Annotated in this window: 20 protein-coding genes; 5 read left to right on the top strand and 15 right to left on the bottom strand. The window is 73.3% G+C overall.

All coding sequences use genetic code 11. The annotated features are described in order from the left end of the window. Window positions 1–15: 15 nt before the first annotated feature. Window positions 16–462 carry an Lrp/AsnC family transcriptional regulator gene (locus tag E6R62_RS04595; RefSeq protein ID WP_136211588.1) on the bottom strand — a complete coding sequence of 149 codons (447 nt, stop codon included), beginning with the start codon at window positions 460–462 and terminating at the stop codon, window positions 16–18. Between the two features lie 93 nt (window positions 463–555). Here E6R62_RS04595 and E6R62_RS04590 point away from each other — a divergent pair, with 93 nt between their 5' ends. Then, complete coding sequence (locus E6R62_RS04590; protein WP_136211586.1) at window positions 556–1,086, top strand: rhodanese-like domain-containing protein; 531 nt, start codon at window positions 556–558, stop codon at window positions 1,084–1,086. A gap of 119 nt (window positions 1,087–1,205) precedes the next feature. Here E6R62_RS04590 and E6R62_RS04585 read toward each other — a convergent pair whose 3' ends face one another. The 4 genes from E6R62_RS04585 to E6R62_RS04570 form a co-directional block, all read right to left on the bottom strand. After that, window positions 1,206–2,912 carry a DUF885 domain-containing protein gene (locus E6R62_RS04585; protein WP_136211584.1) on the bottom strand — a complete coding sequence of 569 codons (1,707 nt, stop codon included), beginning with the start codon at window positions 2,910–2,912 and terminating at the stop codon, window positions 1,206–1,208. A 236-nt stretch (window positions 2,913–3,148) separates the two neighbouring features. Continuing rightward, window positions 3,149–4,582 (bottom strand): GNAT family N-acetyltransferase, encoded by a 1,434-nt coding sequence (locus E6R62_RS04580; protein ID WP_136211582.1) that lies wholly within the window; start codon window positions 4,580–4,582, stop codon window positions 3,149–3,151. Between the two features lie 65 nt (window positions 4,583–4,647). Continuing rightward, on the bottom strand, window positions 4,648–6,264 hold the full coding sequence (locus E6R62_RS04575) for an alkaline phosphatase (RefSeq protein WP_136211580.1): 1,617 nt from the start codon (window positions 6,262–6,264) through the stop codon (window positions 4,648–4,650). A 105-nt stretch (window positions 6,265–6,369) separates the two neighbouring features. Beyond that, entirely contained in the window at window positions 6,370–7,257 is an 888-nt protein-coding gene (locus E6R62_RS04570; RefSeq protein WP_136211578.1) for an alpha/beta fold hydrolase, read from the bottom strand. Between the two features lie 352 nt (window positions 7,258–7,609). Here E6R62_RS04570 and E6R62_RS04565 point away from each other — a divergent pair, with 352 nt between their 5' ends. Next, a complete protein-coding gene (locus E6R62_RS04565) occupies window positions 7,610–8,377 on the top strand; it encodes a GntR family transcriptional regulator (RefSeq protein ID WP_136211576.1) in 768 nt (255 codons plus the stop codon). 275 nt (window positions 8,378–8,652) lie between these two features. Here the strand turns inward: E6R62_RS04565 and E6R62_RS04560 are convergent, their stop codons facing one another. Then, window positions 8,653–9,813, bottom strand: a complete 1,161-nt coding sequence (locus E6R62_RS04560; protein WP_136211574.1) for an ROK family transcriptional regulator — start codon at window positions 9,811–9,813, stop codon at window positions 8,653–8,655. 290 nt (window positions 9,814–10,103) lie between these two features. On the opposite strand from E6R62_RS04560, the gene E6R62_RS04555 reads away from it, so the two are divergent. Next, complete coding sequence (locus tag E6R62_RS04555; RefSeq protein WP_136211572.1) at window positions 10,104–10,541, top strand: hypothetical protein; 438 nt, start codon at window positions 10,104–10,106, stop codon at window positions 10,539–10,541. Between the two features lie 76 nt (window positions 10,542–10,617). Here E6R62_RS04555 and mug read toward each other — a convergent pair whose 3' ends face one another. From mug to E6R62_RS04530, 5 genes are all read right to left on the bottom strand, one after another. Then, window positions 10,618–11,169, bottom strand: coding sequence for a G/U mismatch-specific DNA glycosylase (gene mug / locus E6R62_RS04550; RefSeq protein ID WP_136211570.1), 552 nt, complete (start codon window positions 11,167–11,169; stop codon window positions 10,618–10,620). After that, window positions 11,166–12,599, bottom strand: a complete 1,434-nt coding sequence (purB, locus tag E6R62_RS04545; RefSeq protein WP_136211568.1) for an adenylosuccinate lyase — start codon at window positions 12,597–12,599, stop codon at window positions 11,166–11,168. Before purB ends, mug begins: the two co-directional genes overlap by 4 nt. Window positions 12,600–12,670: 71 nt before the next feature. Continuing rightward, window positions 12,671–13,462, bottom strand: coding sequence for an SGNH/GDSL hydrolase family protein (locus E6R62_RS04540; RefSeq protein WP_136211566.1), 792 nt, complete (start codon window positions 13,460–13,462; stop codon window positions 12,671–12,673). 115 nt (window positions 13,463–13,577) lie between these two features. Then, window positions 13,578–14,603, bottom strand: coding sequence for a hemolysin family protein (locus E6R62_RS04535; protein WP_136211564.1), 1,026 nt, complete (start codon window positions 14,601–14,603; stop codon window positions 13,578–13,580). Beyond that, window positions 14,600–15,931, bottom strand: a complete 1,332-nt coding sequence (locus tag E6R62_RS04530) for a hemolysin family protein (protein ID WP_136211562.1) — start codon at window positions 15,929–15,931, stop codon at window positions 14,600–14,602. Before E6R62_RS04530 ends, E6R62_RS04535 begins: the two co-directional genes overlap by 4 nt. 210 nt (window positions 15,932–16,141) lie before the next feature. On the opposite strand from E6R62_RS04530, the gene E6R62_RS04525 reads away from it, so the two are divergent. Next, complete coding sequence (locus E6R62_RS04525) at window positions 16,142–16,567, top strand: GNAT family N-acetyltransferase (protein ID WP_136211560.1); 426 nt, start codon at window positions 16,142–16,144, stop codon at window positions 16,565–16,567. A gap of 130 nt (window positions 16,568–16,697) precedes the next feature. Here the strand turns inward: E6R62_RS04525 and E6R62_RS04520 are convergent, their stop codons facing one another. After that, window positions 16,698–17,363 (bottom strand): class I SAM-dependent methyltransferase, encoded by a 666-nt coding sequence (locus E6R62_RS04520; protein ID WP_136211558.1) that lies wholly within the window; start codon window positions 17,361–17,363, stop codon window positions 16,698–16,700. Between the two features lie 231 nt (window positions 17,364–17,594). Here E6R62_RS04520 and E6R62_RS04510 point away from each other — a divergent pair, with 231 nt between their 5' ends. Beyond that, on the top strand, window positions 17,595–18,230 hold the full coding sequence (locus tag E6R62_RS04510; protein WP_168713957.1) for a hypothetical protein: 636 nt from the start codon (window positions 17,595–17,597) through the stop codon (window positions 18,228–18,230). 171 nt (window positions 18,231–18,401) lie between these two features. Here the strand turns inward: E6R62_RS04510 and bioD are convergent, their stop codons facing one another. Genes bioD through bioB form a run of 3 tightly spaced genes read right to left on the bottom strand, consistent with a single transcriptional unit; the run spans window position 18,402 to window position 21,688 of the window. After that, on the bottom strand, window positions 18,402–19,121 hold the full coding sequence (bioD, locus tag E6R62_RS04505) for a dethiobiotin synthase (protein WP_136211552.1): 720 nt from the start codon (window positions 19,119–19,121) through the stop codon (window positions 18,402–18,404). 1 nt (window position 19,122) lies between these two features. Then, window positions 19,123–20,433: an adenosylmethionine--8-amino-7-oxononanoate transaminase gene (locus E6R62_RS04500; protein ID WP_136211550.1), complete on the bottom strand. Its 1,311-nt coding sequence runs from the start codon at window positions 20,431–20,433 to the stop codon at window positions 19,123–19,125. Further along, the gene (gene bioB / locus E6R62_RS04495) at window positions 20,426–21,688 is read right to left on the bottom strand and encodes a biotin synthase BioB (RefSeq protein ID WP_136211548.1); all 1,263 of its coding nucleotides are present in this window, start codon (window positions 21,686–21,688) and stop codon (window positions 20,426–20,428) included. The genes E6R62_RS04500 and bioB overlap by 8 nt, the downstream gene beginning before the upstream one ends. Window positions 21,689–21,727: the final 39 nt, after the last annotated feature.

The following is a 21,727-nucleotide window of genomic DNA, read 5'->3' as shown; positions in this document are numbered from 1 at the left end:
CGCGGCGTCGCTCCCTCACGGGCTCAGTGGCCTGCGGGGGAGCGGCGAGGAGTAGACGACGCTGGTGGTGACCGGGCCGAGACCGGAGATCCTCCCGGCGATCTCTTCCAGGTGCGACATCGAGCGCGCCGCGACCTTGAGGACGAAGCAGTCGTCGCCCGTCACGTGGTGCGCCTCCAGGATCTCGGGGGTCGCCTCCAACAGGTCGTGGAACGGCTTGTAGTTGCCGTGCGGATAGCGCAGCCGGGTCAGCGCGAGGACGGGCTTGCCGAGCTTCTCCGGGTTCACCACGGCGGTGTAACCCGTGATGACGCCGGCCTCCTCCAGCCGCCGCACGCGTTCGGTGACGGCGCTCGCGGACATGGAGACAGTGCGGGCCAGATCGGCGAAACTGGCGCGGCCGTCATCCTGGAGGGCCTTCAGGATCCGCCAGTCCGTGGCGTCAGGGGAATAGTCGGTCATCATGCAGGTGTACCGGGGATTCCCCGGCGGGACAAGGGCAACGCCGGGGGACGCTGCTTCCGTGACGGTCCGACACCTCATAGATTTCCAGCCATGACGACGACACAGGACCGGCCCCACGCCACCGCGACCACCGTCCCCGCCACCGACAACCCCGTGCTCCGGGTGCCCCCGGCCGACCCGGCCGCGGCCGCCGCCTACTTCGCGGCGAGCCTCGCCTTCCACGCGGACGTGTCCGATGTCGCCGCCGCCTTCAAGGTCCACCGCGAGCAGGGTGGCGAACTCGGCTTCCAGCTCGTCGACTCCCGCTCCACGCCCTCCTGGGACCAGGCCCATGTGCCCGGTGCGATCCACCTGCCCACCGCCCTCGTCCCCGAGCAGGCCGAGCGGCTCCTCGACAAGAGCGTCCCCGTGGTGACGTACTGCTGGGGCCCCGGGTGCAACGGGGCGACCCGCTCCGCCCTGGCCCTCGCCCGCCTTGGCTACCAGGTCAAGGAGATGCTCGGCGGAATCGAGTACTGGATCCGCGAGGGCTTCGAGGTCGAGACCTGGCAGGGCAGCGAGCAGCGCGCCGAGGCCGACCCGCTGACCGCACCCACCGACTCCGACGACTGCGGCTGCTGAACGACCGCCGAAAACGCCGTTCGGACCGACGCGACGGGCCGCTCGTCCCTCGGGGGAGACGAGCGGCCCGTGCGCGTCGCCCGGCGGAGACGAGGGCCCGTCGCGTCGCTCGGCTCAGCTCACAGCTTCGACAGCTCGTCCACCAGGTCGTCCAGCCCCAGCGAGCCCTGGGACAGCGCCGCCATGTGCCACGCCTTCAAGTCGAAGGAGTCGCCGTGCGCGGCGCGCGCGTTGTCCCGGCCCAGCAGCCAGGCGCGCTCGCCCAGCTTGTAGCCGATCGCCTGCCCCGGCATCGACAGGTAGCGCGTCACCTCGCTCTCGATGAAGTCCGCCGGCCGGCCGCTGTGCAGGCCGAAGAATTCCTGCGCCAGCGCCACCGTCCACCGCTCGCCCGGGTGGAACGGCGAGTCCGCCGGGATCTCCAGGCCCAGGTGCATGCCGATGTCGACGATGACCCGCGCGGCGCGCATCATCTGGCAGTCCAGGTAGCCCAGCCGCTGCTCGGCGTCGCGCAGGTAGCCGAGTTCGTCCATCAGACGCTCCGCGTACAGGGCCCAGCCCTCGACGTTCGCGCTGACCATGCCGACGCCGGCCTGGTAGCGCGAGAGCCGGTCCGCGACGTGCGTCCACTGCGCGAGCTGGAGGTGGTGGCCGGGAACACCCTCGTGGTACCAGGTGGACACCAGGTCGTACAGCGGGAACCGGGTCTGGCCCATGGTCGGCAGCCAGGTGCGGCCCGGGCGGGAGAAGTCCTCGGACGGGTTGGTGTAGTACGGAGCCGCCGCGCCGCCCGCGGGCGCGATCATGGACTCCACCTTCTTGACCCGCTCGGCGAGGTCGAAGTGGGTTCCGTCGAGGTTCTCGATGGCCTCGTCCATGATGCCCTGCAGCCAGGCCCGCACCTCCTCGACGCCCTCGATGTGGGTGCCGTGCTCGTCGAGGTGCCGCAGCGCCTCCCAGGGGTCCGCACCCGGGAGGATCTTCGCGGCCTCCGTCTTCATCTCGGCCAGCAGCCGGTGGTATTCGGCCCAGCCGTACGCGTACGCCTCGTCCAGGTCCAGGTCGGTGCCGTTGTAGTAGCGCGCCCAACGGGCGTACCGCTCGCGGCCCACGGTGTCCGGGCGACCCTCGACGGCCGGGGCGTACACGTCGCGCATCCAGTCGCGCAGCTCCACGACGGAGGCGGTCGCCCCGGCCGCGGCCTTGTCCAGTTCCTCGCGCAGTGCCTCGGGCCCGGCCGCCGCGAACCCGCCGAAGAAGTCCCCGTCCGCGCCGGCGTCCTGGCCCGCCCAGGTCGTGAGCTGACCGACGAAGGTGGCGGTGGCGCGGGGGCCGGCGTGGAGCCCGCGCTCCAAGCCGAGCTCCAGGCTCTCGCGGTAACCGGCCAAGGCCTCGGGAACGGCGCGCAGCCGCCGGGCGATCGCCGCCCAGTCGTCCTCGGTCTCGGCCGGGGTGAGGGTGAAGACCTCACGGACCTCGTGCGCCGGGGAGTGGATGTTGCTCACCACGCACAGCTTCTCGTCGGCCTCGTACACGGCGAGCTCCGCCGTCAGCCGCTCGCGCAACAGGCGCGCGCAACGCCGCTCGACGTCGGTGTCCGCACCGGGCAGCCGCTCGGCGGCGTCGAGCCGCGCGAGGGTGGTGCGGGCGAGCTCGGCGATGGCGGCGCTGCCGGCCGGGGAGAAATCGGAGAGTTTGTCGGAGCAGTCGGTGACCCCGAGGTAGGTGCCCAGGATCGGGTCGAGGGCGATGAGGTCGTCGACGTAGGCGTCCGCGACCTGACGGGGGAGCCGGGAGGCGCTGTCATGGTGGAGGGTGTCTGACATGCGGCCATCTTCGTACGGGTGACCTCCCCGCGTCATCGGCGTTCGCTCTCGGCCTGCTTACGGGCTCTGCCCGCCGGGCCTGTTCACGGGCCTGCCGGCGGGTGCCGCCCCCGCGTGGGCGGGGCCTGCGCGAGGCCTGCCACTCAGGGGCGTGGGCGGACCGGCCTGACAGCCGGAGGGCGGATCGGGTTGCCCGCCCTCCGCCCTCCGCTCCTCGCGGCCCGCCGACCGGCCGGTCAGCCCCGGTGGCGCCTGGCCTCGTACGCGGGACGCCCGCGCGGGACCTCGTACGGCACCCGTGAGGTGACCGGCGTCGCGCCCAGCCGGGCCGTGATCACGAGCGTGCCCTCCTCGATCTGGTAGTCCAGGGGGAGGCCGAGGCCGCGCATGGCGGCGACCATGCCGGTGTTGGAGGCCTGGGTGACGGCGTAGACGCTGTCGCAACCGGCCTCGACGGCCATGGTGATGAGGCGGCGCAGCAGCTCGGAACCGATGCCGCGGCGCTGCCAGTCGTCCTCGATGAGCAGCGCCACCTCGGTCTCGTCGCCGTCCCACAGCAGGTGGCCGAGGGCGACGAGCTTGCCCGAGGCGGTGGTTGCGGCCAGGGTGCGGCCGAAGCGGGGGCTCAGCAGGTGCCCGAGGTAGCGGTCGGCGTCGGCGACCGGGCCGTGGTAGCGCAGGCCCAGGGTCCGCTCGGAGCAGCGGTCGTGCATGGCACGGGCGGCGGCCAGGTCGGAGCCGTCGGCGCGGCGCACGGTGATCTCGTTGCCCTCGGGCAGGGTCAGCACGTCCTGGCTGCGCGGCACGCGGGGGCCGAGGCGGGCGTCGAGCTCGACCAGGGCCCGGGCGCGGGCGAACTCGGTGGGCGTGAAGGGAAGGTAGGGGCGCTCGACGGTGATGGCACCGCCCGACGGGTCGCGCAGCCGCATGACCGTCGCCTCCAGCACCCCCTCGACCGGGGCGTCGGCCCCGGCGTTGGGGCGGCCGGAGAGGGTGGTGGCCGGGATCGAGTGGATGGTGCAGCGGCCGAGCAGTTGGCGCAGGGCCAGGGGGAGTTCGGCGGCGTCCAGGGCGGTGCGGGTGGCCAGGCCCAGGACCCGGGTCGGGGTGTCGACCAGGTCGTGGGTGTCGGCCCGCTCGATCCAGGTGCTGTGGCCGCCCGCCCCGGAGACGGCCCGGGTCAGGTCGGCGGACGGCAGCTGCTGGGGGGCGCGGAGCAGGAACTCGTCGACGGTGCCGCCCTCGGGCAGCGGGTGGGTCTGGAGGGTCAGGATATCCACACCGTTGCGGGCGAGGGCCGAGCAGAGCGCGGCCAGGCTGCCGGGTTCGTCGCGCACCGTCGTCCGCATCCGCCACAGCGCGGCGGCGGTCGGGGCGGAGGAGGCGGCCCGGCCCCCGGCGGCCGGCGCCGTGCCGGTGTCCGGGAGCGCCGGACCGGGCGGCGGCGCATGGCTGTGGCGACGTGCCCACCACGTGTGGAAGGCCGCCGTGACCAGGAGTGCGACGGCCGAGGCCACCAGGAGCACGGGCCCCCGGGGGCCGTGTGCGACGAGATTGGCGATGCCGTCGGCGACCGCGACGGCGCAGAACAGGGCAGCCAGTTCGACGAGGTCACGGCGCCAGTGGTGGCGGTGGGAACGCTGGGCGGGGGCGGGGTTACGGTCAGTCATGCACACCACTGTGACGCAGGGGTGTTGCGTGACCGCGAACGATCTGTGACCGACTGGTTAAGCCGCTAGGTGTGCTGCCCCACGCGCCCCGGCTGAAGCGTCTTGGTGAAGAGTACGCCGCCGCCCTGACGGCGCAGGCGGACGGTGAGTTCGCCGCTGTCGCCGTCGATCGACACCTCCCCGAAATACGGGGGGTTCTCCGCCGGGGACATGTTGGCGACCGGCGCCGACTGGACGTACGCCGTCCGCGGGCCGAAGGTCTCGTCGAGCCGGCCCGCCGGGAAGCCGCCCGCCCCGACGGGACCGGAGACGAACTCCCAGAACGGCGCGAAGTCGGTGAAGGCGGCCCGCTCCGGCGCGTAGTGGTTCGCGGCGGTGTAGTGGACGTCGGCGGTGAGCCACAGGGTGCCGGTGATGCGCTGGTGCTTGATGTGACGCAGAAGTCCGGCGATCTGGAGCTCGCGGCCGAGCGGCGCGCCCGGGTCGCCCTGGGCGACCGCCTCGAAGTTCGCGGCGCCGTCGGGGACGACGATGCCCAGCGGCATGTCGGCGGCGATGACCTTCCAGGTGGCGCGGGAGCGGGACAACTCGCGCCCCAGCCAGGCCGCCTGTTCGGCGCCCAGGATGCCGATCGGGTCCTCGGTCCGCGTCCCGGGGGAGTTGGCGTCCCGGTACGTCCGCATGTCCAGGACGAACACGTCGAGCAGCGGGCCGTACCGCATCACCCGGTACATCCGGCCCTCGGCACGGCCGCCGCGCAGGTCGGTGACGGGGAAGTACTCGCCGAAGGCCTGCCGGGCCCGCGCGGCGAGGGTGTCGACGTCCTTGACGGCGTAGCGGGGGTCGTCGAGGATCTGGCCCGGGTACCAGTTGTTGCGCACCTCGTGGTCGTCCCACTGGGCGAGCACCGGCACTTGGGCGTTGAAGTCCCTGAGGTTGCGATCGAGCAGGTTGTACCGGAAGTTCCCGCGGAACTCGGCCAGCGTCTCGGCGACCTTGCTCTTCTCCTCGGTGGTGACGTTGCGCCACACGCTGCCGTCGGGGCGCGCTACGGACGCCTGGATCGGGCCGTCCGCGTAGATCGTGTCGCCACTGAACAGGAAGAAGTCGGGGTCGAGCAGCCGCATCTCCTCGAACACGCGGTACCCGCCGAGGTCGGGGTTGATGCCCCAGCCCTGGCCCGCGAGGTCCCCGGACCACAGGAAGCGCACGTCCGCGCGGCGGGAGACGGGCGTGGTGCGGAAGGTGCCCTGGACCGGCTCGCCGGTGCGGCGCGGGTCGGCGGGGTCGGTGAGCACTACGCGGTAGTGGATCTGCCGTCCGGGGGGCAGGTCGCGCACGGTGGTGGTGCCGGTGAAGTCGGTGCCGGGCCCGAGGAGGGGGCCGTCGTGGCGGCGCACACCGTAGCGGAACGACTCGCTCGGGGAGGTCTCGACGTACATCCGCGCCGGGCGGTCGGAGCGCGTCCAGACAGTCGCGGAGTGGGCGGTGATCTCGCCGGACTGGGCGCCCCACGAGGCGCGGGGCCGGCCGGACAGGGCGAGGGCGGGCGCCTTGCGGGCAGCGGCGAACGGCGGTGCGGCCAGGGCGGGTGCGGCGAGCGCGCCCGACAGGGCGAGGCCGACCGGAACGGCGAGCGAACTGCCGAGCACGGACCGTCGGGTGTGCGGCGTGGGTGCCATCGGGTGTCTCCAGGGGCCGGCGGGGGCGGGCCGGACCAGTGTGCCGCCGCACACCGGCCCAGCCGCGTCGTCCACGCGAACCGCGGGTGAACACCCGTCAGCTGATTACGCCGACGCCGACGCCGACGCCGACGCGGGCGCCGACGCCGACGCGGGCGAGGCCGTGCGCGCCGTGTCGAGGATGACTCGGGCGACCAGGGCCGGGTCGTCGTTCATCGGGACGTGACCGCACCCCGGCAGTCGCACCAGACGGGCCCCGGGGATGGTCTGCTTCGCGCGTACGCCCTGACGGCGCGGGAGCAGCCGGTCGCGGTCCCCCCAGGCGATGGTGACGGGCAGTCCGGGCAGGTCGGCGGTGAACCGTACGGAACTCCCCGCGGCCAGCGTCTGGTCGAAGCCGGTGGCTCCGCGCAGGGCCAGCGTTTCGGCGACCACGGCCGCGGGCGAACGACGCGTCGGACGGGCGTAGATGGTCCCGGTGAGCGCCGCCCGGCCCGAGGCGGTGAGGGAAAGCCGCTCCAGCGCGGGGTGGGGCAGCGCACGGGCTCCGGCGCGCATGGCGCGCAGGGCGGTGAAGGCGTAGCGGCGCTCGCCCTGCGACCAGAAACCCGCGGGGGACAGGGCGGTGACGGAGCGGACGAGGCCACCGCGGGCCATTTCGAGCGCGAGCAGCCCCCCGAGCGAGTTCCCCGCGATGTGCGGGCGCTCCACGCCGAGGGCGGAGCACAGGGCGCCCAGCGCCGGGGCGACCGTGGCCAGGTCGTAGGGGACGCCGTGCGGCAGCGGGCCGGAGAGGCCGAAGCCGGGCAGATCCACGGCTATGACGTCGTGTTCGACGGCCAGGATGTCGGTCACGGGATGCCAGGCCTGGCGGTGGTGGCCGATGCCGTGCAGGAGGAGGAGCGGCTCGCCGGCGCCCTTGCGTTCGTAGGCGACGGTGGCGGTGCGCGGGCCGTGCGGTGAGGCGATGGGGAAAGAGACCGTGGCGGTCATGCTGCTCCTCGTCGGGTGGACGCGCGTGAGACAGGCTGTCAGTAATGACTACCGCTCAGTAGGCGCCGACGGCAAGGCCCGGCGGCGCGGGATCCGGGTGCGGGGCCGAGGGTCCGCGAGGGCGGGGCGCGGTCGAAGGGGGGTCCTCCCGTGCGCGCGAACATCCTGTGAACGGCTTGCTACATATGCCCGATCTGCCCGGCAAAGCGGCGAGCATTGGTCTTGACCAAGGTGGAGCGCCGTCCTATCGTCGCAGGGATAGTGCAGGAACCTTTAATAAACAAGGGCGCGGAACTGCGGTGCGGAACTGCCGCTGGAACACGGCGTTGCGGCGATTGCAGGAGGAGTCAGGGTGGGGACCACGCAGCTCGAATCGGTGCCGGAGCCGAAGTACTGGCACCTGAAGACCGTGCTCAGCGAGGCGCTGGACCAGGACTTCGCCGTGGGTGAGGTGCTGCCGAACGAGCGCGAGCTCGCCGCGCGTTTCGGAGTCGCCCGTGCCACCCTGCGCCAGGCGCTGGAGCAACTGGAGCTGGAGGGCCGACTGCAGCGGCGTCGGGGTGTCGGCACCACCGTCGCCCCGCCACGGGTGGGCGTCGCCGTCGGCAGCACGGGCCACAGCTGGCCGGGGGAGAGCGTGGACGGCTGGGAGTGCGTGGACGCGGTCGAGGCCGTGGTGCCCGCCGCCGTCCGGACGCTGCTGGCCACCGGGTCGGGCTTCACCGCCGAGCAGCCGGTGCACACGGTACGCCGGACCCGCGTCACGCAGGGCCAGGCCGTCGCCGCCGAGCTCCTGTACGTTCCCGCCGGGTCCGTGCCCGGGCTCTCCGCCATCGACGCCCCGACCGGCCCCGCCCGGGCCCGGGCGGTCCTACGCGAACTCCAGCGGCTCACGCTCGACGGGCAGGACCGCTCCGTGGAACTCGGCTCGGCCCGCGCCGACGACGCCAAGGAACTCGACCGGCTGCCCGGCGCGCCCGTGCTGCTGGTCACCACCCGTTACTTCACCGCCGAGGGGACGGCGGCCGTCTCGGTGGCGACCTACCGGGCGGACACCTGCCGCCTGACCTTCGGCGACTCCGGCGTCGAGATCACGGACACCACCCGCGCCGCTTCCTGAGGCGGGGCGGGCACTCCTGCCACTCCCGGACGCGGACGGCGTGCGACCGCAGGCGCAGGGCGCCCGGGGCGCCCACCGGGCGGCGTCGGCAGCGGGCCCGGGGGACGGCCACCGAGGGCGATCGGTGGCTTCGTCTTAGCGCCGTGGGGTCGTAGCGCCCCGGGACCGTAGAGCCATAGGGTCCCAGCCGGCAGCGGCGGGGCGTCGGTCCCCCCCCGCCGGACCCACGGCGCGGGAGCCGCCGGCCGCGCGGCGCCGGGACGAATCGCGGGCCGCTACCAGCGGCGGCGGGCCGTCACCGTCTTCTCCACCGCGAACAGCTCTTCCTCCACGTGGTCCAGCGCGAGCCGCAGCGCTCCCGTGGCCACCGCCGCCTCACCGAGCAGCGACAACTCCACCTTCGGAGGCCGCAGGCAGTACCGCTCCAGTTCGCGGCGCAGCGGGTCGAGCACCCCGTCCAGGCCGGCCGCCCAGCCGCCGACCACCACCAGCTCGGGGTCCATCGCCAGGACCAACGCCGCCACGTCGTGGACCAGCCGTTGCAGGAAGCGCTCCACTGCCGCCACCGCACGCGCGTCCCCGCGCCGGGCCATCGCGAAGACCTCCGCGACCGCCGGCTCGTCCAGCGGGTGCAGTGGCTCACCGGTGGTGGACAGCAGCCTCTCCGGGGTGGCCTCGCGTCCCAGCAGGTGAAGGGCGCCGATCTCGCCCGCCGCTCCGCCGAACCCTCGGTGCAGCCGGCCGCCGATGAGCGAGCCCGCCCCCGGGCTCAGGCCCGCCATCACGAAGACCATGTCGTCGGTGTCGCGCGCCGCGCCCTTCCAGTGCTCGGCGACCGCTGCCGCGTTGGCGTCGTTCTCCACCAGCACCGGACAGCGGAACGAGCGCCGCAGCCGGTCGCCGAGCGGCAGCCCCGTCCAGCCCGGCAGCGCCGTCCCGAGGCGGACCGTGCCGTCCGCCTCCACGATGCCCGGGCTGCCCACGCCCACGGCCCGCAGCGAGTCCCGGGGTATGCCGGCACGCCTCAGCAGGTCGGCCACCGCCGCGCGGACCCGCTCCAACCGCTCGTCGGCCGAAGCCGTCTCGGCGACGTCCTTGGTGCCGGCGCCGATCACCCGCCCGTCCAGCCCGGACAGCAGGACGGCGACCCTGTGGGAGCCGATCTCGATGCCCAGCAGATGACCCGCCTCGGCCCTGAAACGGAACCTCCTGGCCGGTCGGCCCTGGCGCCGCGCACCTTCCTCGGCGTCCGCCGCGACGACGAGCCCGGCCCCGATCAGCCCTTCGACGACTCCCTCCACGGTCGGCCGCGACAGGCCGGTGACCCGGGTGAGGTCGGTGAGGGTCGGAGATCCGGCCGCCCGCAGGGCGCGCAGCACCACGGCCGAATTGATGCGCCGGAGCAGAGAGGGATCCCCGCCGGTCAGCTGCCCCAACGTGTGTCCTCCCAGCTAGCGGCCCTGTCAGCCGGATCGTACTGCGCGCGCGGAGCTGCGGCGAGAAGCGGCCCCCCCTCGGCCGGATCCACACGGTCGTCTCAGGCCGGGGATGCGGAACAGGCCTGCCTCGAACTCACGGTGCGAAAGGCCCGGTTGCCGCCTGATGTCCCCGATCCCGACTCCGCCGCCCCTGCAGTTCATCGCCGCAGCGCTCGACGCGGGGGCGGTGCGCCGGCGGGCGGCGTGAGGTCGGGCCAATTGTCAGTGGCCGCCGGGATACTGACGACATGACCACGGCAGAGCATCTCGACACGATCGACCGGCTCCGGGCGCAGGTGTTCCCCTCGGAGCCCGTCTGGTCCGGCCGGCACGGCAGTGGGCCGGGATACCACCTGGTCCAGCTCGCGGAGACCCGGGACTTCTGGGAGGACGACGGCTCGGGGCGGATCGAGGCGGCCGACCAGATCAGTGCCGAGTACGGGGCACTGGAGCAGGCGCTCACCGATCGGTGGGGAGAACCGCAGGTCTTCAGTCTCGAAGGAACGCTGCACCGGGCGCTCGACGGGGAGGAGATGCCGGAGCCGTGGGGGGAGCTCAGCAACAGCACCGACCATGTGCACCTGTGGCGGGCCGAGGACCGGTGGCTCGTGGCCTGCGTGGCCCACTGGGAGGCGGAGGACCCGTACCGGCTGATGGTCGCGGTCACCGTGATCGACCCGCCGTAGCCCCACCGAGGGTCGTGGTCCTTGCCGTCGCCGTCCTTGCCCCCGTCGTTGTCCGTGCCCGGCCGGGCACCGAGGTCTACGGTGCCTGATCGGTCTCCTCGGCGGCGACGCGGAGGCGGGCGTACTCCTCGGCCATGGACGCTGCCGTCCAGTGGGCGTTCAGGCCACTGGGGTTGGGGAGGACCCAGACGCGGGTGGAACCGATGGTGCGCTCCTGGGGACCGATCTTGGCCTTGGGCTCCTGGAACGCGACGCGGTACGCGGTGACACCGACCACGGCCAGCCACCGTGGGCGCAGGAGTTCCACCTTGGCCGTGAGGAGCCGGCCGCCCTCCCGGTATTCCTCGGTGCTCAGCTCGTCGGCGCGCGCCGAGGCGCGGGCCACGACGTTGGTGATCCCGAGGCCGTAGGAGAGCAACTCTTCCTGCTCGGCCGGGGCCAGCCGGCGCGGGGTGAAACCGGACAGGTGCAGGACCGGCCAGAAACGGTTGCCGGGGCGGGCGAAATGGTGGCCCGTCGCGGCGGAGAGCAGCCCCGGGTTGATGCCGCAGAAGAGCACGCGCAGGCCGCCCGCGACCACGTCGGGGACGACGCGGTCGCGGGCGGCGTTCAGCTCGTCGGGGGTCAGAGGATCGACCCCGGCGCGTACCCGGCGGCCTCCGGGTGCTGCTTGGCGATGTCCTCGATGCGGGAGATCACCGTGGCGACCTGGTCGCCGGCGGCGCCCGTGAAGGACAGCTTGTCGGCCATCAGGGCGTCGAGCTGGGCCCGGTCCAGCGGCATCCGCTCGTCGGCGGCCAGCTTGTCGAGGAGTTCGTTGCGCTCGGCGCCCTGCTCGCGCATGGCGAGAGCGGAGGCCACGGCGTGCTCCTTGATGACCTCGTGGGCGGCCTCCCGGCCGACCCCGGCCCGCACCGCGCCCATCAGCACCTTGGTGGTGGCGAGGAAGGGCAGGTAGCGGTCCAGCTCGCGCGCGACGACCGCCGGGAAGGCGCCGAACTCGTCGAGGACGGTCAGGAAGGTCTCCAGCAGACCGTCGAAGGCGAAGAACGCGTCGGGCAGGGCCACGCGACGGACCACGGAGCAGGAGACGTCACCCTCGTTCCACTGGTCGCCGGCCAGCTCGCCGGTCATCGAGGCGTAGCCGCGCAGGATGACCATGAGGCCGTTCACACGCTCGCAGGAGCGGGTGTTCATCTTGTGCGGCATCGCGGACGAACCGACCTGGCCGGGCTTGAACCCCTCGGTGACCAGCTCGTGGCCGGCCATCAGGCGGATCGTCTTGGCGATCGAGGACGGGGCGGCGGCCAGTTGCACCAGAGCGGTGACCACGTCGTAGTCGAGCGACCGCGGGTAGACCTGGCCGACGGAGGTGAAGGCCTGGGCGAAGCCGAGGTGGGCCGCGATCCGCTGCTCCAGGTCGGCGAGCTTCGCGGCGTCGCCGCCCAGCAGGTCGAGCATGTCCTGGGCGGTGCCGACCGGGCCCTTGATACCGCGCAGCGGGTAACGCGCCAGCAGGTTCTCCAGGCGGTCGTAGGCGACCAGGAGCTCGTCGGCGGCGGTGGCGAAGCGCTTGCCCAGGGTGGTGGCCTGCGCGGCGACGTTGTGGGAGCGGCCGGCCATGACCAGCTCGGCGTGCTCGCCGGCCAGCTTGCCGAGACGGGCGAGGACGGCGACCGTGCGGTCCCGCGCCAGCTCCAGGGAGAGCCGGATCTGGAGCTGCTCGACGTTCTCGGTCAGGTCGCGCGAGGTCATGCCCTTGTGGACGTGCTCGTGGCCGGCGAGGGCGTTGAACTCCTCGATGCGGGCCTTCACGTCGTGCCGGGTGACCTTCTCGCGCTCGGCGATGGAAGCGAGGTCGACGGTCTCCAGGACGCGCTCGTAGTCGGCGAGGGCGGCGTCCGGGACCTCGATGCCGAGGTCCTTCTGGGCGCGCAGCACGGCGAGCCACAGCCGCCGCTCCAGCGTCACCTTGTACTCGGGGGACCACAGGACGGCGAGCTCCGCGGAGGCGTAGCGGCCGGCCAGGACATTGGGGATGCGGGACTTGGCTGTCACGTGTAGGGATTCTACTTGGGCCGCCGCTGTGCGTTTACGCAGGTGGGCGACCCGCCCCGGATTGTGCCTTGCTACGAGAGCCGGTCGGGCTCGCGGGCCTCGTACGGCAGCAGCTCCGAGCGCTTCGCCGCGCGGCCGTCGCCGGAGGAACGCCCCGTGAGCCGGCGCCCGATCCAGGGCAGCAGATGCTGCCGGGCGAAGCGGAGGTCCTCGGTCCGGCGCACGGACCAGCCGGGGGCCACTCCGGGGGGCAGCGGGGCCCGCCAGTCCTCCTCGGCGGGCAGGCCCAGGGCCTGCCAGACCGCCTCCGCCACGCGCCGGTGGCCCTCGGCGGTCAGGTGCAGCCGGTCCACGTCCCACAGCCGAGGGTCCCCGAGCACCGGTGCCCCGTACAGGTCCACGAGGAGCGCGCCGTGCCGGTCGGCCAGGTCCTCCAGGATCGCGAAGAGCTCCTCCATGCGCGGGCGGAAACGTTCCATCACCGGCCCGTCGCGGCCGGGGGAGCGCATCAGGACCAGCGTCCCGCAGGTCGGGGCCAAAAGGCCCACGGCCTCCTCCAAGTGCCCGCGCACCCGACCCATGTCGACCTTCGGCCGCAGCGCGTCGTTCAAGCCGCCCACCAGGGTCACCACATCGGCGCCCATCCCCGCGGCGACGGGCGCCTGGTCCCGCGCTATCTGGCCGATCAGCTTCCCCCGCACCGCGAGGTTCGCGTAGCGGAAGCCCGGCTCCCGCGCCGCGAGGCGCGCGGCCAGCAGATCCGCCCAGCCCCGGTAGGAGCCGTCCGGGAGCAGATCGGACATGCCCTCGGTAAAGGAGTCGCCGATCGCGACGAGACTGGTGTAGGACGCATTCATCTCCATGGCGCAGCGATGCTACCGCGCGGTACACCCCACGCGCACCGCCGCGAACCGCAGCGCACGGCCGCGCATGGCCGCGCACGAGGGTCGGCCCCGCACGACCGCCCGAAGGCGGCGGCTAGGTGGTGGCCGGTCTGCCGAAGAGTTCGCGCAGGACGTCCTCCATCGTCACCAGCCCCGTCATCGCACCGTCCGCCCCCTGTACCGCGGCCAGGTGTGTCCGGCTGCGCCGCATGGCGGTCAGCACGTCGTCCAGCGGCGTGTCCGCCCGCACCTGGGCGATCGGGCGCAGCGCGGAGGCGGGGAACGGCCGGTCTCGCTGGGTCACGTCCGCGTCGAGCGCGTCCTTGACGTGCAGGTAGCCGCGGATCCGGTGCTGCGCGTCGATCACCGGGAACCGGGAGTACCCGGACGTGGCGGCGAGTCGCTCCAGCCCCGCCGGGGTGATGTCCTCACGCGCCGGGACCACCCGGTCCGCGGGCAGCACCACATCGGTGACCGGCCGTCGGCCCAGTTCCAGGGCGTCGTGCAGCCGCGCGCTCGCCCGGTTGTCGATGAGGCCGGCGGCACTGGAGTCCTTGACCATCCGGGCCAGCTCGTCGTCCGAGAAAGTCGCCGCGACCTCGTCCTTGGCGTCCACGCCCAGCAGGCGCAGGAGCAGGCCCGCGAACGCGTTGATGGCGAAGATCGCCGGCTTCAACGCCCGGGTCAGGGTCACCAGTGGCGGCCCCAGCAACAGCGCCGTCCGGACCGGCTCCGACAGCGCCACGTTCTTCGGCAACATCTCCCCGAAGAGCATGTGCATGTACGTCGCCAGGGCCAGCGCGATCACGAACGAGATGAGGTGAGTCAGCCCGCCCGGCACGCCGAGGAAGTCGAACACCGGCGCGAGCAGGTGGGCGATGGCGGGTTCCGCGACCACGCCCAGCACCAGGGTGCACAGGGTGATGCCCAACTGCGCCGCCGCCATCAACGCCGACACGTGCTCAAGGCCCCACAGCACCGCGCGGCCGCGCCGGTCGCCCTGTTCGGCGTACGGCTCGATCTGGCTGCGTCGGACGGAGATCAACGCGAACTCCGCGCCGACGAAGAAGCCGTTGACGACCAGGGTCGCCAGGCCGATCAGCAACTGGACCACGGTCATCGCGCGTCCCCCGCACCTTCGTCGTCGGCGGGCCGGCGCAGCAGTACGCGGGCCGCCCTGCGTCCACTCGCGTCCACCACGTCCAGCTGCCAGCCGTCCAGCTCCAGGCGGTCCCCGACCTCCGGGATACGGCCCAGCTCTGTCGCCATCAACCCCGCCAGCGTCTCGTAGGGGCCGTCCGGCACCCGCAGGCCGATCCTGCGCAGCTGATCGGTGCGTGCGGCGCCGTCGGCCGAGTAGAGCGGACGGCCCTGATCGTCGGAACCGGCCGGGGCCAGGTCCGGGGTCTCGTGCGGGTCGTGCTCGTCGCGGACCTCGCCCACGACCTCCTCGACGATGTCCTCCAGCGTGGCCACACCGGCCGTGCCGCCGTACTCGTCGATCACGACGGCCATCGTCTGCTTGCCGGAGAGCCGGTCCAGCAGTCGGTCCACCGTGAGCGACTCGGGCACCAGCAGGGGCGCGCGCAGCAACTGCGACACGGGATAGCCGTGTCGCTCCTCGGCGGGGAGCGCGAGGACGTCCTTGATGTGCACCGTGCCCACGACGCTGTCGAGGTTGCCCCGGTAGACGGGGAAACGGGACAGGCCGGTCGCCAGCGTCGCGTTCGCCACGTCCTCCGCGGTGGTCTGCACGTCCAGGGCGGTGACCTGGACCCGCGGCGTCATGACGTTCTCGGCGGTCAGATCGGCCAGGTTCAGGGTCCGCACGAACAGCTCCGCGGTGTCCTTCTCCAGGGCTCCCGCCTTCGCGGAGTGCCGGGCGAGGGCGACCAGCTCCTGGGGACTGCGCGCCGAGGCCAGTTCCTCCGCCGGCTCCATGCCGAACCGGCGCACCATGTGGTTCGCCGTCCTGTTGAGCTGGCTGATCAGGGGCCTGAACGCACGGCTGAACACCCGCTGCGGGGTGGCCACCCGCTTGGCGATGGCGAGGGGGGAGGAGATCGCCCAGTTCTTGGGGACCAGCTCGCCGACCACCATCAGGACCACGGTGGAAAGGACGGTGGCGACCACCAGGGCGGTGGAGGAGGCGGCGCCGGCCGACAGGCCCGCGGCCTGGAACGGGCCCTTGAGCAGCGCGGCGATCGAGGGCTTGGAGATCATGCCGATGACCAGGCCCGTCACGGTGATGCCGAGCTGTGCGCCGGACAGCTGGAACGTCAGACTGCGGACGGCGGCCAGGGCGCTCTCGGCCCCCCGCTCACCGCGCTCGACGGCGTCTTCGAGTTCGCCGCGCTCGATGGTCGTCAGCGAGAACTCGGCCGCGACGAACACCCCACAGGCGAGGCAGAGCAGCACCGCCAGGACGAGCAGGAGCACTTCGGTCATCGGTCGCTCACCTCCGTCCCATGATCGGTCAGGAGGGGGGGTATCGCGCGACGTCGCGCCGGCGCGAATCGGCTACGGGTACTGGGAGGCTCGCCCATGGGCGGACGCTCACACCTTTCGGTCGGGAGGACGTTCCCGACATGGTAAAGGATGGGCAAAGGGGAAGGGGTGTGCTTTTCGACCGGAACCGCCGGGTGCTGGGATCGCCGTATGAGTGATCTTCAAATCGCCGCCGCGTCGGCCGCGGATCTCGGCGCCGTACTGGCCTTCTGGAAGACCGCCGCCGAGGGCGCGAGCATCAGTGACGACCTGCCGGGCGTCGGGCAATTGCACGCCCGCGACCCGCACGCCCTGCTCCTCGCCCGCCGGGACGGTGAACTCGTCGGCACGGTGATAGCCGGGTTCGACGGTTGGCGCTGCCACCTCTACCGGCTCGCGGTGCACCCGGAGCACCGCAGGCAGGGCATCGGGGCGGCGCTCCTGGCCGCCGCGGAGGAGCGTTTCTCCGAGCTCGGAGGTCGGCGGGCCGACGCGATGGTGCTCGACCGCAACACGCCGGCGCACGCGGCCTGGCGGGCGGGCGGGTACCACCCGGAGGACCACTGGACGCGCTGGGTCAAGCCGCTGGAGGGCTGACGCCGACGGAAAGGCCCGACGGCCCCACGGTCGGACCGGCCCCACGGTCGGGCGGCCCGGCGGACCGGCAGCGCGCCCCGCGGTCCCCGGGCAGGCCGGTCGGTCGCCCCGTCCCGGCAGCGGGGACGGCTCAGTCGACGCCCCGGCGGGCCGTGCCCAGGACGCAGTACGAGGTCGGCAGCGCCGGTCCCCGCTCGGGCAGGCGGAACGTTCTTTGCGAGACGATCCGGAACCCGGCGGCCTCGATCGAGGCCAGCGGGTCGCGCGCGGTGTGGCAGTTGCCGAACAGGCGGGGCCAGACGGTCCGGTCCAGGGCGCGCTGGACGCCGGCCATGCCCGGCCCCGGCGCCAGACCGTGCTCGAAGAAGCGCAGCTCGCCGTCCGGGCGCAGTACGCGGTAGAGCTCGGACAGCGCCCGCGGAAGGCTCCGTACGGTGCACAGCACGAGCGAAGCGACGGCGGCGTCGAAGGCTTCGCTCTTGACCGGGAGGGCCTCCGCGACACCGGGCACCAGATCCACCGGGATCTCGGCGCGCAGCGCCGCCGCGGCCGCGCGCCGGCGCAGGACGCGCTCCGGTTCGACGGCGACGACCTCGGAGACGGCGCGGGGGTAGTGGGCGAAGTTCAGTCCGTTGCCCGCCCCGATCTCGATGACGCGGCCGGAGATCCCTTGCAGGAGCTCGTGCCGGACGGCGGCGATACCGCCCCGCGTGTCGGCGGTGGTGCTGACGCGGGCGTAGAACCGGGCGAAGAGGGGGTGGTGGACGGGATTCGAACCGAGAGGTGAAGCGGGCATGACGGGCCTCCGGGCGGGTTCGACGGGTGCGGTTGCCCTGCCGGGCTGTTCCCCGTCCGGGCGGCCGGCGAAACCGGTGGGACCGCCGGTGGCGTGTGCTACGGGCCGCCGCAGCGGGGGAGTTGGGACCGCGGGAGTGAGTACGCGTACTCAGGAACCCCGGTCGAACCGTGCGGATAATCGGATGACTCGGCCCTTGTGTGTAGGGCCGCCACAGGACCTGGAGACGCCGTGACGTTCCGCACCGACCCGGCCCGTACCGTGCTGCTCACGGCGGGACTGCTCGCGCTGACCGCCTGTGGGACCACAGTAGCCCCGGGCGCCGGGCCGGCGGCAGCGTCGGCCGCCCCTTCCGCGGCCCCTTCCGCGGCGCCGAGCATCGATTACGCGGCCCGGGCCGCGGCCGCCGTGGAGCGCCACGACAAGCTCTTCCCGGAGGTCGCCGCGCGGTGCGCGGGCAAGGCCGAGACACTCCCGACCGCGGCGAGCACCCCGGCCGAACTGCCGACGGACCCGGCGGCGCGCAAGTACGTCGAAAACCACGGGTACAAGACCCAGGCCCCGCTCACCCCCGCCGCCCGGTGCCGGGGCGACGCGCACGCCGCGCGGATCGAGGCGGGGCTGGGCGGTTCCGACGGCAAGGGGACGCCCCGCACCACGGAGGAGCTCCGCGTTCGGCTGACGGGGCTGGGCTACCGGGTCGAGAGCGGCGACGTGTACGGGTCGGGGCCGGAGAACCTGACCTTCGTGCTGTCGGTCCCGGAGAGCGGGCCGTGTGTGACGGGGTACCTGGGGCCGCCGGTGAAGATCGAGGTCCACGGGGTGTACCTGGAGGGCGGCTGCCACGAGCCCCGCGGCGGCCACTGAGCGGGCAGGCGGCCACCGAGCCGGCAGACGGGCACCGAGCCGGCAGGCGGCGCGCGCCGCCGCGCCGACAACGGCCGTAACGCCCCCCGTCGCGCCCTGCCGCGCCCGCCCCCACGGCGCCCCGGCCGGTCCGCGCCCCCAGCACAGGCGCGTCCGGGCCGGGCGCCGGGCTCAGGCCGGCCAGGTGGCCGTGAAGGAGGACGCCGACCAGTCGCCGTGCAGGGGCGGGGCGAGCCAGGTCGGGGCCGCCGCCCGGAACGCGGCGGGCGCCAGCGCGCCGCTGCCCTGCGGGACCGCGCCGAGCAGCGGCAGGCCCGACACCCTCGGGAGGTCGGCCAGATTGCAGCGCATCGCCAGGTCGGGGGAGGCCGGCCAACTGCCGATCACCACGCCCGGCGAGGTCAGCTCCCGCGCCGCCAGCGCCTCCGCAGTCAGGGCCGCGGAGTTGAGCGTACCCAGGGCCGCCGGGGCGACGATCAGGACCGGCGCGTCCAGCAGCCGCGCCGCGTCGGCGAGCGTGTGTCCCGCCTCGTCGAAGCGGACCAGCAAACCGCCGGCGCCTTCCACGAGGACGAGGTCGTGCGAGGCCGCCAGCTTCCGGGCCGCCTGCGCGACGTCGGCCGGGGAAAGGGTCGGCAGGCCGGAACGGCGGGCCGCCGTGTCCGGGGCCAACGGCTCCGGGTAGCGCGCCAGTTCCCGCGCCGTGACGGACGGTCCCGCGAGCCTGGCGACCTCGGCCGCGTCACCCGGCTCGTCCGGCCCGACGCCCGTCTGGGCGGGTTTGAGCACCGCGACCGACCGGCCGGCGGCGACCGCCGCGGCGGCGACCGCGGAGGTCACCACCGTCTTGCCGATCTCCGTGCCCGTACCGGATACGAAGAGGATCGTCATGTCACCCCTCCTGGGCGGCCGCGCGGACGGCACGACAGATGCGGGCCACGTCCTCGTCACCCGTCACGAACGGCGGCATCGTGTAGATCAGATCGCGGAACGGGCGCAGCCAGACGCCCTCGCGCACCGCCGCCCGCGTCGCGGCGGCCACGTCGACCTCGTGGTCGAGCTGGACGACGCCGATCGCGCCCAGCACCCGTACGTCCTTCACCCCGGGCAGGGCCGCGGCGGGGGCCAGCCCCTCCCGCAGTCCGGCCTCGATCCGCTTGACCTCCACCGCCCAGTCCTGGCCCAGCAACAGTTCGACGGACGCCAGCGCGACCGCCGTGGCCAGCGGGTTGCCCATGAAGGTCGGCCCGTGGGCCAGGACCGGCACCTCCCCGCGCGAGATCCCGTCGGCCACCCGCGCCGTGCACAGCGTCGCCGCCAGGGTGAGGTAGCCGCCGGTCAGCGCCTTCCCCAGGCACATCACGTCGGGAGTGATCCCCGCGTGGTCGGCGGCGAACAGGGCGCCGGTGCGGCCGAAGCCCGTGGCGATCTCGTCGAGGATCAGCAGGACGTCGTACTCGTCGCACAGCTCCCGCAGCACGCGCAGGTATCCGGGGTTGTGGAAGCGCATCCCGCCCGCGCCCTGGACCACCGGTTCCACGATCACGGCGGCCAGTTCGTGCGCGTGCGTGGCGACCAGGGAGCGCAGGTGCGCGGTGTAGGCGGGGTCCGGCGGGGAGTCGAAGCCGCCGGGCGGCGCGTCGGCGAACACCTGTCGGGGCAACTGCCCCGACCACAGCTCGTGCATCCCGCCCTCGGGGTCGCAGACCGCCATCGGCTGCCAGGTGTCCCCGTGGTAGCCGCCGCGCCAGGTCAGCAGCCGGGTCTTGCCGGGACGGCCGAGGGAGCGCCAGTACTGGAGGCACATCTTGACCGCGACCTCGACCGAGACCGAACCCGAGTCGGCGAGGAAGACGTGCTCCAGACCGGCGGGGGTGATCTGGACCAGCTTCGCGGCCAGCCGGACGGCGGGCTCGTGGGTGAGCCCGCCGAACATCACGTGCGACATCCGGCCCAGTTGGGCGGTGACGGCCTCGTTCAGCACCGGGTGGTTGTAGCCGTGGATGGCCGCCCACCAGGAGGACATGCCGTCGACCAACTCCTCCCGACCACCGGCCGGGGCGCCCAGCCGCAGCCGGACACCCCCGGCGGAGGAGACGACCAAAGGCTCCTGCCGCCCGGGCATCGGGCCGTACGGGTGCCAGACGTGCTGCCGGTCCAGCGCCAGCAGAGCGCCGGCCGACACGTCGTGCTGATCAGGCATTGGGGGCGAGATCCGTCCCCGCGCCGCGGCGGCGTACCGCCACCAGGTCCGAGCGCACCTCTCCGGCTTCCGCCTGGGCGCGCACGGGAGCCTCCTGGGGGGCCGGGTGCGCGGAGGGCTCCGGGTGACCCGAGCAGCCGCCGCACGCGGAACCGCATCCCGGGGCGTCGGCGGAGTCGCCCGGGGCGGCCGAGCCGCAGACGGAACCGGCCGCGCCGTGCGAGCCGCAGCCGCCGGCCGCCGCCCGCTCCGAGCGGTGTGCGGGAAGGGTCGTCGAACCGGCGCCCTCCACCTCGAAACCGGCGTCGGCGATCATGTCGAGGTCGGCCTGGCCGGCCTGGCCCTCACTCGTCAGGTAGTCGCCCAGGAAGATCGAGTTCACCAGGTGCAGGGCGAGCGGCTGCATGCTGCGCAGGTGCACCTCACGGCCGCCCGCGAGGCGGACCTCGACGTCGGGGCAGACGAAGCGCGTCATCGCCAGGATGCGCAGGCAGCGCTGCGGGGTGAGGTTCCACTCCTTGGCCAGCGGGGTGCCCTCGAAGGGGATCAGGAAGTTGACGGGCACCGAGTCCGGGTCCAGTTCGCGCAGCGAGTAGACGACGTCGACCAGGTCCTCGTCGCTCTCGCCCATGCCCGCGATCAGACCGGAGCACGCGGACAGACCCGCCGCGTGCGCCTTTTGTACGGTGTCGACCCGGTCCGCGTAGGTGTGCGTCTTGGTGATCTGACCGTACGTCGCCTCGGACGTGTTGAGGTTGTGGTTGTAGGCGTCGGCGCCCGCGTCCTTGAGGCGTTCCGCCTGGCCCTCGGAGAGCAGGCCGAGGCAGGCGCAGACCTCGACGCCCTCGTTCTGCTCCTTGATCGCCTCGATCGTCTTGCCGACCCGCTCCACGTCACGGTCCGTCGGACCGCGTCCGCTCGCCACGAGGCAGACGCGCTTCGCGCCGCCCGCGACACCGGCGGCGGCGGCCTGGGAGGCCTCCTCGGGCTTCAACCAGGTGTACTTGAGGATCTCGGCCTTCGATCCCAGGCGCTGGGAACAGTAGGAGCAGTCCTCCGGGCACAGTCCCGACTTCAGGTTGACCAAGTAGTTCAGCTTGACTCGCCGGCCGAACCACTGGCGGCGCACCTTGCCGGCCGCGGCCACCACGTCGAGCAGTTCGTCGTCGGAAGTCGCCAGTACGGCGAGTGCCTCTTCGCGGGTCGGCAGCTCGCGCCGCAGCCCCTTTTCCACCAGGGTGTTCAGCAGGTCCATGACGCCGATCCTGGACCACGCGACCGCTCACGGCCAAGG

This window comes from Streptomyces sp. A1136, from assembly GCF_004795055.1.
Taxonomy (GTDB): domain Bacteria; phylum Actinomycetota; class Actinomycetes; order Streptomycetales; family Streptomycetaceae; genus Streptomyces.
Note: the sequence above shows the minus strand (reverse complement) of the source record. Positions and strands in the feature narration are given on the sequence as shown.